Origin of the sequence: Pseudomonas sp. LABIM340 (assembly GCF_040017195.2) — a bacterium.
GTDB lineage: Bacteria > Pseudomonadota > Gammaproteobacteria > Pseudomonadales > Pseudomonadaceae > Pseudomonas.
Genome location: NZ_CM200227.1, coordinates 5,810,845 through 5,824,671 on the forward strand (window position 1 = coordinate 5,810,845; position 13,827 = coordinate 5,824,671).

Sequence of the window (13,827 nt, forward strand, 5' to 3'; positions counted from 1 at the left end):
AACAATCCGGCAAAGCCGGAACTGTTCAGGAGAACTCCAATGAACGTACTCATCATCGGCAGCGGCGGTCGCGAGCACGCGCTGGCCTGGAAGGTCGCGCAGGATTCGCGCGTGCAGAAGGTCTTCGTCGCGCCGGGCAACGCCGGCACCGCCACCGAAGCCAAGTGCGAGAACGTCGCCATCGACGTGCTGGCCCTGGAAGAACTGGCCGATTTCGCCGCGAAGAACGTGCAGCTGACCATCGTCGGCCCGGAAGCCCCGCTGGTCAAAGGCGTGGTCGACCTGTTCCGCGCCCGTGGCCTCGACATCTTCGGCCCCACCGCTGGCGCCGCCCAGCTGGAAGGCTCCAAGGCCTTCACCAAGGACTTCCTCGCACGCCACCAGATCCCCACTGCCGACTACCAGAACTTCACCGAAGTCGAGCCGGCGCTGGCCTATCTGAAAGAGAAAGGCGCGCCCATCGTGATCAAGGCTGACGGCCTGGCCGCAGGCAAGGGCGTGATCGTCGCCATGACCCTGGCCGAAGCCGAGGAAGCCGTGCGCGACATGCTCGCCGGCAATGCCTTCGGTGACGCCGGTTCGCGCGTGGTGATCGAAGAATTCCTCGACGGCGAGGAAGCCAGCTTCATCGTCATGGTCGACGGCCAGAACGTGCTGCCCATGGCCACCAGCCAGGACCACAAGCGCGTCGGCGACGGCGACACCGGCCCGAACACCGGCGGCATGGGCGCCTACTCCCCCGCACCGGTGGTGACTGCCGACGTACACCAGCGCGTGATGGACGAAGTGATCTACCCGACCGTGCGCGGCATGGCCGAGGAAGGCAACGTCTACACCGGCTTCCTCTACGCCGGCCTGATGATCGACAAGAGCGGCAAGCCCAAGGTCATCGAGTTCAACTGCCGCTTCGGCGACCCGGAAACCCAGCCGATCATGGTCCGCCTGGAATCGTCCCTGGTCCTGCTGGTCGAGGCCGCCCTGGCCAAGGCGCTGGACAAGGTCGAAGCCACCTGGGACCCGCGTCCCACTGTGGGCGTGGTGATCGCCGCTGGCGGCTACCCGGGCGACTACGCCAAGGGTGACGCTATCTTCGGCCTGGACGATGCCGCCCAGCTCGACGGCAAGGTGTTCCACGCTGGCACCGCGCTCAAGGACGGCCAGATCGTCACCGCCGGCGGCCGCGTGCTCTGCGCCACCGCCATCGGCCCGACCGTCTCCTCGGCCCAGGAACAGGCTTACCGCCTGGCCGAGAAGGTCCGCTGGAACGGCAGCTTCTACCGCAAGGACATCGGCTATCGCGCCATCGCCCGCGAGCGCGGCGAGGGCTGATCCGACGGGCGGAGGCGTCCCTCGTCGGACGCCTCCTCCACACCGGTCCCGGCGTGCACGGGTGGATTACGGCCTTCAGCACACTTGGCTATAATCCGCCCACTCACTACCGAAGGGACTTCGCCGTGCGTCGGCTCTGGACTGCCACAGGACTCCTCGTCAGCTTGCTGCTGGCCGCTCTGGTCTGTCTTCCGACCTATGCGGCAAGCCAGGAACCCGGCTGGTCCCAGCTCCACGACAGTGACGCCCGCCTGCAACTGCAGGACGTGATCTCCCCGCGCTACCGCACCCTCTTCAGCCCCCTCGACATCAACGACCTGCACGCCCCCGCCGGCCCCGGCGCGACCTGGCTGCACTTCCGTCTGCCCGCCAACGACGAGCCCCAGCAACTGCGCCTGTTCGCGCCGAGCCTGGACAGCTTCGAGATGTTCATCCTCGACGGGCAGAAAGTCCTCGAGCAGAAGAGCGCCGGTAACCTCTCCCCGGTGCAGCGCCCGCTGCTCAACAGCGACCTGGTGATCCCCCTGCGCACCGCCGCCGAGCCGCTGGACCTCTACCTGCGCCTCGCCTCGACCCTGCCGCTGCGACCGAACATCAGCATCGAGGCCGCCGGCCAGCCGAGCAACGACCAGCGCCCGCTGCACTTCGGCGTGCTGATCGGCTGCCTGACCATGCTGCTGCTCTACAACCTCGTGCGCTTCGCCTACACCCGTGTCGCCAGCGGCCTGTGGCTGGCCGGCGTACACGCGAGCCTGCTGCTGGCCTGCCTCAACCTGTTCGGCCTGCTCAGCCCCTGGTACGGCAATAGCCAGTCGCTGCAGCCGGTGATCGCCCTGGCCTGCCTGGTAGTGACGCTGGTCTGCGCGCTGGGCTACACCGCCAGCTTCTTCCGTGACCTCACCCCACGCCTGCCGCTCAAGCGTCTGCTGCTGGGCGGCACCGCCTCGCTGGCGGTGCTGTGCGTCGCGCTCAACCTGCTGCTCGGCCTGTCCCTCAGCAGCCTGGTCTACGGGCTGATCACCCTGGTGACCCTGGGCATGCTCGGCGTGGCGGTCTACTACTGGATTCACGCGTACCGGCCGGCGCGCCTGTTCGCCATCGGCATGGGCCTCTTCGTGGTGGTCTGGTGCCTGTGCCTGCCGTCGCTGCTGGGCTACGTGGCGACCCGCGCGGAATGGCTCGGCAGCGGCCTGCTCGGGCTCTCGGCGGTGGTCGGTTTCCTGCTCAGCCTGGCCCTCGCCGAGCGCCAGCGGAAAATCCAGAACGACCACTTCGCCGCCAGCCGCCAGCGCGCCGCCAACGTCGCCGAGCTGAAGGCCAAGGGCGACTTCCTGGCCAAGATCAGCCACGAGATCCGCACCCCCATGAACGGCGTGCTGGGCATGACCGAGCTGCTGCTCGGCACCCCGCTCTCGGCCAAGCAGCGCGATTACGTGCAGACCATCCACAGCGCGGGCAACGAACTGCTCTCGCTGATCAACGAGATTCTCGACATCTCCAAGCTGGAGTCCGGGCAGATCGAGCTGGACGAGGTGCAGTTCGACCTTGGCGCGCTGATCGAAGATTGCCTGGCGATCTTCCGCGCCAAGGCCGAGCAGCAGAAGGTCGAGCTGATCAGCTTCACCCAGCCGCAGGTGCCGCGCATCGTCAGCGGCGACCCGACGCGCCTGCGCCAGGCCGTGCTGAGCCTGCTGGACAACGCCTTCAAGCAGACCGACGAGGGCGAGATTCTCCTCGTCGTCGCCCTCGACGGCCCGCCCGAGCGTCCGCGCCTGCGCATCGCCGTGCAGGACAGCGGCCGTCCGCTGGACAGCGCCGACCGCCAGGCGCTGCTCACCGCCGAACTGCACAGCCGTGACTTCCTCTCCGCCACCCGCATCAGCAGCCGCCTCGGCCTGATCATTGCGCGCCAGCTGATCCGCCTGATGTCCGGGGAATTTGGAATAGAGAGCGGCGACAGCGGCGGCGATTCGGGCAACCTGCTGTGGCTCAGCCTGCCGCTCGACCCGCAGCAGATCGACCAGGTCGGCGCCGACCTCGACGGCCCGCTGCAGGGCGCACGCCTGCTGGTGGTGGACGACAACCAGACCTGCCGCAAGGTGGTGGTGCAGCAGTGCAGCGCCTGGGGCATGAACGTCAGCGCGGTGTCTTCGGGCAAGGAGGCACTGGCCCAGCTGCGCACCAAGGCGCACCTGCGCGAGTACTTCGACGTGGTCCTGCTGGACCAGGACATGCCCGGCATGACCGGCATGCAACTGGCGACCAAGATCCAGGAAGACCCGAACCTCAACCACGACATCCTGCTGATCATGCTCACCGGCATCAGCAATGCACCGAGCAAGATCATCGCGCGCAACGCCGGCATCAAGCGCATCCTCGCCAAGCCGGTGGCCGGTTATACGCTCAAGGCGACCCTGGCCGAGGAACTGTCCCGTCGCGGCCCGAGCGGCGTGAGCAACTACCTTTCGCCGGCCAGCGAGCCGGTTTCGAACGTGCCGCCCAGCGACTTCCGCATCCTCGTCGCCGAGGACAACAGCATCTCCACCAAGGTCATCCGCGGCATGCTGAGCAAGCTCAACCTGCAGCCCGATACCGCCAGCAATGGCGAGGAAGCCCTGGCCGCGATGAAGTCCACCCAGTACGACCTGGTGCTGATGGACTGCGAGATGCCGGTGCTTGACGGCTTCTCCGCCACCGAGCGCCTTCGCGCCTGGGAAGCCAGCGAACACCGCCCGCACACCCCGGTGGTGGCGCTCACCGCGCACATCCTCAGCGAGCACAAGGAGCGCGCACGGCTGGTCGGCATGGACGGCCACATGGCCAAGCCGGTGGAGCTGTCGCAGCTGCGCGAGCTGGTGGCCTACTGGGTCGGTGAGCGCGATCGCCGCCTGCTCCAGCAGAGCGACGCGCTGCCTTCCTGATTTTACCCGGCACCTGCTCTCTCTGTAGGAGCGGGCCATGCCCGTGATCGCGCCCATGGGGCGTTCCTACAGGGTGCGTCGGCACCAACCAGTGCAATCGGCGAGCAAGAACCAACGCGCGACTGCCCCGCCGCAATGCCACCCGCCGCCCCACCCGCTATGCTTTGCCCTGCCGCGCCCTCTCAATCCGGACGAGTCGTTCCCATGCAAGTGATGTTCAGCGTGTACCTGAAGATGCTGGTGCTCTACAGCCCCTTCTTCGTTCTGTCCTGCTTCATCAGCCTCAACCGCGGCTTCGCCCCGCGCGACCGCAAACGCATGGCCTGGCGCGTGGCCCTGGCGGCGCTGATCGCCAGCGTGCTGCTGTACCTGTTCGGGCGCTACATCTTCACCCTGTTCGGCATTACCGCGGACGCCTTCCGCATCGGCGCGGGCAGCGTGCTGTTCATCTCCGCGCTGGGCATGGCCCAGGGGCGCTCGGCGGTGCAGGCGGACAACGTGCAGCAGGATGTCACCATCGTCCCGCTGACCATCCCCATCACCGTCGGCCCCGGCACCATCGGTGCGCTGCTGGTGATGGGGGTGAACCAGGACTGGGAGCACAAGCTGTCGGCCCTGGCGGCGATCTTCCTGGCCTGCCTGACCGTCGGCGTCACGCTGTACCTCTCCGACAAGATCGAGAAGGTCCTCGGCGAACAGGGCCTGATGATCGTCAGCCGCCTGATGGGGCTGTTCGTCTGCGCCCTCGCCGCGCAGATCATCATGACTGGCGTGCGCGGCTACTTCCTCCCGCAATGACGCGCTCCTTTGGGGAGCGCCGCGCACCAAAGGGCGTTCGGCGCACCAAAGCTGCGCACTGAAAAACCTCACCATTACGACAGAAAATCGCGTGCAGCCCATCTGCGCCAAGGCTTTTGCCTGTTTGGCACGGATGCTGCGATGGCAGCTGCGATCCCGCGCGGGATCGCCCCATTTCCGGGGAAGCTGCCGCACCGGCAACTCCCCGCCCCTGGATAGCCAAGGAGGCTGCCGCGATGAAACGTCGTCCGCTGTTGAAAAGTACGCTGGCCATGAGCGCCCTGCTGCTCACCGGTCTGTTCCCGTTCAGCTCCCAGGCCGCCGAGACCATCAAGGTCGGCATCCTGCATTCGCTGTCCGGCACCATGGCGATCTCCGAGACCTCGCTCAAGGACATGGCGCTGATGACCATCGACGAGATCAACGCCAAGGGCGGGGTGAACGGCAAGCAGCTCGAAGCTGTGGTGGTCGACCCGGCCTCCAACTGGCCGCTGTTCGCCGAGAAGGCGCGCCAGCTGCTGACTCAGGACAAGGTCGCGGTGGTCTTCGGCTGCTGGACCAGCGTGTCGCGCAAATCCGTGCTGCCGGTGTTCGAGGAACTCAACGGCCTGCTGTTCTACCCGGTGCAGTACGAGGGTGAGGAAATGTCGCCCAACGTCTTCTACACCGGTGCGGCGCCGAACCAGCAGGCCATCCCGGCGGTGGAATACCTGATGAGCGAGGACGGCGGCGCGGCCAAGCGCTTCTTCCTGCTGGGCACCGACTACGTCTACCCGCGCACCACCAACAAGATCCTGCGCGCCTTCCTGCACAGCAAGGGCGTGGCCGACAAGGACATCCAGGAGGTCTACACGCCGTTCGGTCATAGCGATTATCAAACCATCGTCGCCGACATCAAGAAGTTCTCCGCCGGCGGCAAGACCGCAGTGATCTCCACCGTCAACGGCGACTCCAACGTGCCCTTCTACAAGGAGCTGGCCAACCAGGGCCTGGAAGCCACCGAAGTACCAGTAGTGGCCTTCTCCGTGGGCGAGGAAGAACTGCGTGGCATCGACACCAAACCGCTGGTGGGCAACCTCGCCGCGTGGAACTACTTCGAATCGGTGAAGAACCCGGAGAACAGCAAGTTCGTCGCTGACTGGAAGGCCTACGCCAAGGCCAAGAACCTGCCCAACTACAGCACCGCCGTGACCAACGACCCGATGGAGGCCACCTATGTCGGCATCCACATGTGGGCGCAGGCCGCACAGAAGGCCGGCAGCACCGACGTCGACAAGGTCCGCGAGGCCATGGGCGGGCAGACCTTCAAGGCGCCGTCAGGCTTCACCCTGACCATGGACAAGACCAACCACCACCTGCACAAGCCGGTGATGATCGGCGAGATCGAGGACAACGGTCAGTTCAACGTGGTCTGGAAGACCCCCGAGCCGATCCGCGCCCAGCCGTGGAGCCCGTTCATTCCGGGCAACGACAAGAAGCCGGATTACGCGGTGCGCAGTAACTGATCCGGAGCGGGCCCAGAGCCCCTCTCCCCCGCCCTCTCCCTGAAGGGAGAGGGTTAGGGAGAGGGTGCAACGCCCCACAGCGCCCTCTCAGGAAACGTACCATGCCCACTGCCTTGCTCCACCTGCTCCGCCTCTGCGCCCTCGCGCTGGTCGCGCTGCTACCGCAGCTCGCCTTCGCCGGCCCCGCGCAGGACTTCGCCAGCGCCGACAACGACGCCCGCGCCAGACTGCTCGAACAATGGGCCGCCGCGCCCGACGCCGACCGCCTGCCGTTGCTGGAAGCCATCCAGTCAGGCCGTCTCGCCGTCGATGCGCAGGGCCGTGCCTTCCTCCTCGGTGACGCCGGGCAATACCAGCCCGCGGACGGCGGCGCCGCCCCCGTCGGCGAGCCCGACAAGCTGCGCCTGAACAACCGCCTGCGCGGCCTGGTGAATACCGCCATGGCCAGCCACCAGCTGGTCGCCGACAGCGCCGAGGTGCGTCTTGAAGCGGCGCGCCAACTGCAGAAGAGCGCCCGTCCGGCGCAACGCACGCTGCTCGAATACCGTCTCAACGAAGAATCCGACGACGACGTCAAAGCCGCCCTGCAACTGGCCCTGGCCAACCTGCAGCTGGCCGACCCGGCTCCGGCGGTGCGCCTCTCCGCCGTGCGACTGCTGGGGGAATCCGGCGATCCGCAGGCACGCACTCGCCTGGAGAACCTGCTCGATCCCGCCGTCGAACCCGACGACTCCGTGCGCACCGCAGCCGCCACCAGCCTCGGCCAGGTCAAGCGCCGGCTGCTGATGGGCGACCTGTTCGGCCAGGCCTTCAGCGGCCTGTCGCTGGGCTCGATCCTGCTGCTCGCCGCCCTGGGCCTGGCGATCACCTACGGCCTGCTCGGGGTGATCAACATGGCCCACGGCGAAATGCTGATGCTCGGCGCCTACTCCACCTACGTGGTGCAGCTGCTCTGCCAGCGTTATGCGCCCGGCGTACTGGAGCTTTACCCGCTGCTCGCGCTACCGGTGGCCTTCCTGGTCACCGCGTGCATCGGCATGGCACTGGAGCGCACGGTGATCCGCCATCTCTACGGTCGTCCGCTGGAAACCCTGCTCGCCACCTGGGGCATCAGCCTGGTGCTGATCCAGCTGGTGCGCGTCCTGTTCGGCGCGCAGAACGTCGAGGTGGCCAACCCGGCCTGGCTGTCCGGCGGCATCCAGGTGCTGCCCAACCTCGTGCTGCCGTGGAACCGCATCGTCATCATCGGCTTCGCGCTGTTCGTGCTGGCACTCACCTGGCTGCTGCTCAACCGTACACGGCTGGGCCTGAACGTCCGCGCCGTCACCCAGAACCGCAACATGGCTGCCTGTTGCGGCGTGCCCACCGGCCGCGTGGACATGCTCGCCTTCGGCCTCGGCTCGGGCATCGCCGGCCTCGGTGGCGTGGCGCTGTCGCAGGTCGGCAACGTCGGCCCGGACCTGGGCCAGAGCTACATCATCGACTCCTTCCTGGTGGTGGTGCTCGGCGGCGTCGGCCAGCTCGCCGGCAGCGTGTTCGCCGCCTTCGGCCTGGGCGTGGCGAACAAGATCCTCGAACCGCAGATCGGCGCGGTGCTGGGCAAGATCCTGATCCTCGCGCTGATCATCCTGTTCATCCAGAAACGTCCGCAGGGGCTCTTCGCTCTGAAAGGGAGGGTCATCGATTGAACCAGCCACTCACCGTGACGGCCGCGCAGAAGGCCGGCCCGAAACTCACCGCCGGCCTCGTCGGCGCCGCCCTCGTCGCGCTGCTGATCCTGCCGCTGCTGCACCTGCTGCCGGAGAGCCACGCGCTGCACCTCTCCGCCTACGGGCTGACGCTCACCGGCAAGATCCTCTGCTACGCCATCGTCGCCCTGGCGCTGGACCTGGTCTGGGGCTACGCCGGCTTGCTGTCGCTGGGCCACGGGCTGTTCTTCGCCCTCGGCGGCTACGCCATGGGCATGTACCTGATGCGCGAGGCGGCCGGCGACCAGTTGCCGGCGTTCATGACCTTCCTCTCCTGGACCGAGCTGCCCTGGTACTGGGCCGGCACCCAGCATTTCCTCTGGGCGCTGTGCCTGGTGGTGCTGGCGCCCGGCCTGCTGGCGCTGGTGTTCGGCTTCTTCGCCTTCCGCTCGCGGATCAAGGGCGTGTATTTCTCGATCATGACCCAGGCGCTGACCTTCGCCGGCATGCTGCTGTTCTTCCGCAACGAGACGGGCTTCGGCGGCAACAACGGCTTCACCAACTTCCGCAGCATCCTCGGCTTTCCGATCACCGCACCGGGCACCCGCGCGGCACTGTTCATCGCCATCGTCCTGCTGCTGGCGGCGAGCCTGGCCATCGGTTTCGCCCTGGCGCGCAGCAAGTTCGGCCGGGTGCTCACCGCCCTGCGCGATGCCGAGAACCGCCTGATGTTCTGCGGCTACGACCCGCGCGGCTACAAGCTCTTCGTCTGGACCCTCAGCGCGGTGCTTTGTGGTCTGGCCGGCGCTTTGTTCGTGCCGCTGGTGGGCATCATCAACCCCAGCGAAATGTCGCCGACCAACTCCATCGAGGCAGCCGTCTGGGTCGCCCTCGGCGGACGCGGCACGCTGATCGGCCCGCTGCTCGGCGCAGGCGTGGTGAACGGCGCGAAGAGCTGGTTCACCGTGGCCTTCCCCGAGTACTGGCTGTTCTTCCTCGGCGCGCTGTTCATCGTCGTCACCCTGTACCTGCCGCGCGGCATCCTCGGCCTGATCAAGCGGGAGAAAGAGCAATGAGAGCAGTCCCCCACCTGATGCTGGAACCGGCCTACGATCCCAACCGCGACCCGGGCGCGAGCCGCGATGCCATCGGCATCGGCTCTAGCGCCAGCGGCCAGCTGGACGTGCGCCACGGCACCATCCTCACCCTGGAAGACATCAATGTCAGCTTCGATGGCTTCCGTGCACTGCGCGACCTCACGCTGTACATCGGCGTCGGCGAGCTGCGCTGCATCATCGGCCCCAACGGCGCGGGCAAGACCACGCTGATGGACGTGATCACCGGCAAGACTCGTCCGGACAACGGCAAGGCCTACTTCGGCGAAACCCTAGACCTCACGCGCATGAGCGAGGTGGAGATCGCCCAGGCCGGCATCGGCCGCAAGTTCCAGAAGCCCACGGTGTTCGAGGCGCTCTCGGTGTTCGAGAACCTGGAGCTTGCGCAGAAGACCGACAAGTCGGTGTGGGCCAGCCTGCGGGCGAAGCTCTCCGGCGAGCAGAAGGACCGCATCGAGCAAGTGCTCACTACCATCCGCCTGCGCGAGTCGCGCAACCGCCCCGCCGGGCTGCTCTCCCACGGGCAGAAGCAGTTCCTGGAGATCGGCATGCTGCTGGTGCAGGAGCCGCAACTGTTGCTGCTGGACGAACCGGTGGCCGGCATGACCGACGCCGAGACGGAGTTCACCGCCGAGCTGTTCAAGTCTCTCGCCGGCCAGCATTCGCTGATGGTGGTGGAACACGACATGGGCTTCGTCGGCAGCATCGCCGACCACGTCAGCGTGCTGCACCAGGGGCACGTGCTGGCCGAGGGCTCGCTGGAGGAAGTGCAGGCGAACGAGCAGGTGATCGAGGTTTATCTGGGGCGTTAGAACGATGGCGGATGAAGCGTTCCGCTTCATTCGCCCTACGCCAGAGCCAACCGTAGGGCGCATAACGCGCAGCGTTATCCGCCGCAGCCCGATTCCAAGGAACACTCCATGCTGCAAGTCGACAAACTGCACCAGTACTACGGCGGCAGCCACATCCTGCGTGGCCTGTCGTTCGACGCGAAGATCGGCGAGGTCACCTGCCTGCTCGGGCGCAACGGCGTGGGCAAGACCACGCTGCTGCGCTGCCTGATGGGCCTGGTGCCGGCCAAGGACGGCAAGGTCAGCTGGGAGGGCAAACCGATTACCGGTTTCAAGCCGCACCAGCGCGTGCACGCCGGCATCGCCTACGTGCCGCAGGGGCGGGAAATCTTTCCGCGTCTCACCGTGGAGGAAAACCTGCTGATGGGGCTGTCACGGTTCAGCGCCGGCGAAGCCAAGGCCGTGCCCGAGTTCATCTACGAGTTGTTCCCGGTGCTACGGGAGATGAAGCAGCGTCGCGGCGGCGATCTTTCCGGCGGCCAGCAGCAACAGCTCGCCATCGGCCGCGCGCTGGCCAGCCGGCCGCGCCTGCTGATCCTCGACGAGCCCACCGAAGGCATCCAGCCGTCGGTGATCAAGGAGATCGGCGCGGTGATCCGCAAGCTCGCCGAACGGGGCGACATGGCCATCCTGCTGGTGGAGCAGTTCTACGATTTCGCCGCCGAGCTGGCCGATCAGTACCTGGTGATGTCCCGCGGCGAGATCGTCCAGCAGGGCCGTGGCGCAGACATGGAAAGCGACGGCGTGCGCGGGCTGGTGACCATCTGAGACGACCTGTCACTGGCGGATGACGGCGGCGGGTGGCAAGCTGCCAGGCCCCGTATTCGTTTTTCCTGGAGCCTGCCATGCCGATCACCCTGCGCCCCGCCGTCAACGACGACGCCGGATTCGCCGCGGTCTGCGTGGCGGCGGCCTACGCCCAGTGGATTCCCAAGCTGGGCCGAAAGCCAGGGCCGATGCTCGACGACTACCACGCGGTGATCGCCGAGGACCGCGTGCTGATCGCCGAACAGGACGGCGCACCGGTCGGCCTGCTGGTGATGCGCGAGACCGACGAAGGCTTCCTGCTCGACAACATCGCCGTGCTGCCCGAGTGTGCAGGGCAAGGCATCGGCCGCGAACTGCTGGTGCATGCCGAAGAGGCCGCCGTGCAACTGGGCTACCAGTCGCTGTACCTCTACACCAACGAGCGCATGGTGGAGAACATCGAGTTGTACGCGAAGAACGGCTACCAGGAATACGCGCGCCGGCTGGAGAACGGCTTCCGCCGCGTGTACATGCGCAAGCAGCTGGGCTGAGCAACCCCACGGCCTGGCGCCGCTTGCAGGAGCGCGCCATGCGCGCGATCGCGCCCCAGCCTCTCTAGAAAGCGGCCCGCTCCTACAGAGAAATCCCGCACCAATACGGTGCGCAGAATTCCTTGATGCACCGCAACTGCACTCATATCTGACCGATCGGACAATCGCTCCTCTTGCGCTGAACCCGGCATCAAATCTGCGTTACGGCACTGTTGCCACACACCACGCACTATCCTGGCGCATCCCGGCACGCCGATTGCTCTGTCCTGAGCATCCCTGGTTTCGCAGCTGCCCATGAACGCACCGGCCACCCTCTTCCATCCCGCCTGGCACGCCGAGCTGGAGCTGGCCTACGCCCGCGTCGGCGACAGCACGCGGCCGGTCACCCGGCGTCACCTCGGACCGTTGCGGGTGCAGAAGCACCTGTACGCGGAAGGGCCGCAGATCTGCCAGCACATCATCGTGCACCCGCCCGGCGGCATCGCCGGAGGCGACACGCTCAATCTCGACATCCACACCGGCCAGGACAGCTGGGCGCAGCTCACCAGCCCTGGCGCGGCCAAGTGGTACCGTGCCGGCTGCCCGGCGAAGCAGCAACTGAACATCCGCGTATCCCCCGGCGCCACGCTGGAATGGCTGCCGCAGGAAACCATCGTCTACTCCGGCGCGCAGGCCGAGCTGACGACTCGCATCGATCTCGAAGCGGACGCCCGGCTGTTCTACTGGGACATCGTCGCCCTCGGTCGCCCCGCCAGTGGCGAGCGCTTCGCCGACGGCCACTTCGCCACCGCCCTGGACATCCGCCGCGACGGGCAGCGCCTGTGGCACGAACGCCAGCGCGTGACCGGCAACGACCGCCTGCTCGACTCGCCCATCGGTCTGGCCGGCCACCCGGTGATGGCGACGCTGATCGCCAGTGGGCAGATCGACGCGGCGCTGATCGAAGCCTGCCGCGCCATCCCCTGCCAGGGGCGTGGCAACCTCACCCAACTGCCCGGCCTGCTGGTCGCCCGCTGCCTCGCCCATGAGGCGCTGCACGCCCGCGCCTGGCTCATCGAACTCTGGCGCCGGCTGCGGCCCGCGCTGCTCGGCCGCGAGGCCGTTCCTCCCCGAATCTGGAGCACCTGACATGGACCTGACTCCCCGCGAGAAGGACAAGCTGCTGATCTTCACCGCCGGCCTGGTCGCCGAGCGCCGCCTTGCCCGTGGTGTAAGACTCAACTACCCGGAGGCCGTGGCGCTGATCTCCGCCGCGCTGCTCGAAGGCGCGCGGGATGGCCAGACGGTCGCCGACCTGATGCACTACGGCACCACGCTGCTGAGCCGTGAACAGGTGATGGAAGGCGTGCCGGAAATGATCCCGGAAATCCAGGTGGAAGCCACCTTCCCGGACGGCACCAAGCTGGTCACCGTGCACCAGCCCATCGCCTGATGCCCCCATTTGGCGGATAAAGCGTTCCGCTTTATTCGCCCTACGAAAGAAGGAACCACCATGCTCATCCGCCACGCCAGCCAAGCCGACCTCGGCAGTCTGCGCGACATCTACAACGACGCAGTGCTCAACACCACCGCCATCTGGAACGAGGTCGCCATCGACCTGGAGAACCGCCGCGCCTGGCTGGAAATGCGAGCGCAGCAAGGCTTCCCGGTACTGGTGGCCGAAGACGGCGGCGAAGTAGTGGGCTACGCCAGCTATGGCCCTTGGCGCGCCTTTGACGGCTTCCGCGAGACGGTCGAGCACTCGGTCTACGTGCGTGCCGACCAGCGCGGCAAGGGCCTCGGCCCGCTGCTGATGCAGGCGCTGATCGAGCGCGCCCGAGCCCAGGGCCTGCACGTGATGGTCGCGGCCATCGAGAGCGGCAACATCGCGTCGATCCGTCTGCACGAACGCCTGGGTTTCATCACCACCGGGCAGATGCCGCAGGTGGGCCAGAAGTTCGGCCGCTGGCTCGACCTGACCTTCATGCAACTGATCCTCGACCCACGGAGCTCCCCATGATCCCTGGCGAATACGACATCCAGCCCGGCGAGATCGAACTCAACGTCGGCCGCCGCACCCTCGCCCTGACGGTCGCCAACAGCGGCGACCGGCCGGTCCAGGTCGGCTCGCACTACCACTTCTTCGAGACCAACGACGCGCTGCTGTTCGACCGCGACGCGGCGCGCGGCATGCGCCTGAACATCCCGGCGGGCACTGCCGTGCGCTTCGAGCCGGGGCAGAGCCGCGAAGTGGAGCTGGTCGAGCTGGCCGGCGAGCGCAAGGTTTACGGATTTGCCGGACGGGTGATGGGCAGCCTCTGAGCGCCCGCAGGAAAACAGCCA

At 67.0% G+C, this 13,827-nt stretch carries 13 protein-coding genes; all 13 read left to right on the forward strand.

Annotated elements, in window-relative coordinates:
* The first annotated feature begins 39 nt into the window (after positions 1–39).
* The 13 genes from purD (at position 40) to ABKS89_RS26885 (ending at position 13,806) form a co-directional block, all read left to right on the forward strand.
* A complete protein-coding gene (gene purD, locus ABKS89_RS26825) occupies positions 40–1,329 on the forward strand; it encodes a phosphoribosylamine--glycine ligase (RefSeq protein ID WP_348588284.1) in 1,290 nt (429 codons plus the stop codon).
* 164 nt (positions 1,330–1,493) lie between these two features.
* The gene (locus tag ABKS89_RS26830; RefSeq protein ID WP_518300972.1) at positions 1,494–4,250 is read left to right on the forward strand and encodes a response regulator; all 2,757 of its coding nucleotides are present in this window, start codon (positions 1,494–1,496) and stop codon (positions 4,248–4,250) included.
* 204 nt (positions 4,251–4,454) lie between these two features.
* Positions 4,455–5,048: a type III secretion system genes modulator TspR gene (gene tspR, locus ABKS89_RS26835; protein ID WP_081515602.1), complete on the forward strand. Its 594-nt coding sequence runs from the start codon at positions 4,455–4,457 to the stop codon at positions 5,046–5,048.
* A gap of 236 nt (positions 5,049–5,284) precedes the next feature.
* Positions 5,285–6,553, forward strand: coding sequence for an urea ABC transporter substrate-binding protein (gene urtA, locus ABKS89_RS26840; RefSeq protein ID WP_138214103.1), 1,269 nt, complete (start codon positions 5,285–5,287; stop codon positions 6,551–6,553).
* 101 nt (positions 6,554–6,654) lie between these two features.
* A complete protein-coding gene (gene urtB, locus ABKS89_RS26845; RefSeq protein WP_348588286.1) occupies positions 6,655–8,241 on the forward strand; it encodes an urea ABC transporter permease subunit UrtB in 1,587 nt (528 codons plus the stop codon).
* The gene (gene urtC / locus ABKS89_RS26850; RefSeq protein WP_192434255.1) at positions 8,238–9,317 is read left to right on the forward strand and encodes an urea ABC transporter permease subunit UrtC; all 1,080 of its coding nucleotides are present in this window, start codon (positions 8,238–8,240) and stop codon (positions 9,315–9,317) included. The genes urtB and urtC overlap by 4 nt, the downstream gene beginning before the upstream one ends.
* The gene (gene urtD / locus ABKS89_RS26855; protein WP_151188460.1) at positions 9,314–10,168 is read left to right on the forward strand and encodes an urea ABC transporter ATP-binding protein UrtD; all 855 of its coding nucleotides are present in this window, start codon (positions 9,314–9,316) and stop codon (positions 10,166–10,168) included. The genes urtC and urtD overlap by 4 nt, the downstream gene beginning before the upstream one ends.
* Before the next feature lie 108 nt (positions 10,169–10,276).
* Positions 10,277–10,975, forward strand: coding sequence for an urea ABC transporter ATP-binding subunit UrtE (urtE, locus tag ABKS89_RS26860; protein WP_138214099.1), 699 nt, complete (start codon positions 10,277–10,279; stop codon positions 10,973–10,975).
* A gap of 77 nt (positions 10,976–11,052) precedes the next feature.
* Complete coding sequence (locus tag ABKS89_RS26865) at positions 11,053–11,505, forward strand: GNAT family N-acetyltransferase (protein WP_138214098.1); 453 nt, start codon at positions 11,053–11,055, stop codon at positions 11,503–11,505.
* Positions 11,506–11,799: 294 nt separating this feature from the next.
* Positions 11,800–12,633, forward strand: coding sequence for an urease accessory protein UreD (locus ABKS89_RS26870; RefSeq protein WP_348588287.1), 834 nt, complete (start codon positions 11,800–11,802; stop codon positions 12,631–12,633).
* Position 12,634: 1 nt separating this feature from the next.
* Positions 12,635–12,937 (forward strand): urease subunit gamma, encoded by a 303-nt coding sequence (locus tag ABKS89_RS26875; RefSeq protein ID WP_015479073.1) that lies wholly within the window; start codon positions 12,635–12,637, stop codon positions 12,935–12,937.
* Positions 12,938–12,997: 60 nt separating this feature from the next.
* The gene (locus tag ABKS89_RS26880) at positions 12,998–13,504 is read left to right on the forward strand and encodes a GNAT family N-acetyltransferase (RefSeq protein ID WP_348588288.1); all 507 of its coding nucleotides are present in this window, start codon (positions 12,998–13,000) and stop codon (positions 13,502–13,504) included.
* Positions 13,501–13,806, forward strand: a complete 306-nt coding sequence (locus tag ABKS89_RS26885) for an urease subunit beta (RefSeq protein WP_348588289.1) — start codon at positions 13,501–13,503, stop codon at positions 13,804–13,806. The genes ABKS89_RS26880 and ABKS89_RS26885 overlap by 4 nt, the downstream gene beginning before the upstream one ends.
* The last annotated feature ends 21 nt before the right edge of the window (positions 13,807–13,827 follow it).